Source organism: Cesiribacter sp. SM1, assembly GCF_020178975.1.
Taxonomy (GTDB): Bacteria; Bacteroidota; Bacteroidia; order Cytophagales; family Cyclobacteriaceae; genus Cesiribacter.
In genome coordinates this window covers 1-847 of the sequence record NZ_JAHXBU010000075.1, presented here as the reverse complement: position 1 = coordinate 847, position 847 = coordinate 1, and the positions used below count along the sequence as shown (strand labels likewise).

Sequence of the window (847 nt, the reverse complement as noted above, 5' to 3'; positions counted from 1 at the left end):
GCATGTGGACCATAACCAACTTCTTTGGCTATTTCTCCATATTCCTTGTTCTGGTTAATCTTGTACAGATAAAAGGCTCTTACTCTTGCCTGGGCTAAGGGATGAGTAAGCTTCCTGCTCCTCTGTAGTAGCTCCTCTGCACTCTCATGAATCTCTACCTTCTTCACTCTTCCCATACCAGCTACAACATCCCCTCACTATTGAAGGTTCTTTGCACTATGTGGTATTACTTCGGACTTTGGTTATGAGCTGAAGACCCTGCATATAAAACTCCTAGAATAGAGCTGTCATGTAGCCTTTCTCTCCAAAGCATTTTCCTGCCAGACCAGTCAGAAAATACTTGAGTACTCCTTGGTTATTGTTGGCCACATTGCCAGTGGTAAAAACAAAGCGGTCCGCAACTGCGGTTGATGATTTCCCCCACCTGGTTAATGATCAAGTATGCTTTGAATCCATAACACCAGCTCATGGAGCTTATTCCTCTTCTGGCATGCGCATCAAAGACTCTATTGCTGTGAATCCTTCTGTTATGGCACACCGGCAGTGGTTTATAATCTATGATATACCAGCCCGTGCGCTGGGAGAGCAGTGTTCTGTACTTGAGAAAAACATAAAGGCCTGGCAAAAGGCGAGGGATTAAAGTTACTAAACGCTCGTAACTGATAAGAGTAGGAAAGTGACTTCTTAGCTGTACACTCACAAACTGTTCATAGTAGTATCGGATCAATCGGTAAATCTGGGGAGCAGGGGTAGAATTTTTCGAGTAACAGTGTTTACTTGCTTTCAAAAAGAAATTGGAAGACAAGCACTATCTAAGATTTTTGTTGCCTGAAGGCTTGCTGGAGTA

The 847-nt window shown here is 43.3% G+C and carries 2 protein-coding genes; one reads left to right on the top strand and one right to left on the bottom strand.

Annotation, left to right across the window (positions count from 1 at the left end; all coding sequences use genetic code 11):
• Positions 1–355 precede the first annotated feature (355 nt).
• Positions 356–538, bottom strand: a complete 183-nt coding sequence (locus KWJ01_RS28315) for a transposase (protein ID WP_370634715.1) — start codon at positions 536–538, stop codon at positions 356–358.
• Here KWJ01_RS28315 and KWJ01_RS13285 point away from each other — a divergent pair.
• Positions 491–640: a hypothetical protein gene (locus tag KWJ01_RS13285; protein WP_224996955.1), complete on the top strand. Its 150-nt coding sequence runs from the start codon at positions 491–493 to the stop codon at positions 638–640. The genes KWJ01_RS28315 and KWJ01_RS13285 overlap by 48 nt on opposite strands.
• Positions 641–847 lie beyond the last annotated feature (207 nt).

Excerpts from the sequence above, each read along its gene's own strand:
- KWJ01_RS13285 (WP_224996955.1), top strand. The coding sequence starts at position 491 with ATGCGCATCAAAGACTCTATTGCTGTGAATCCTTCTGTTATGGCACAC.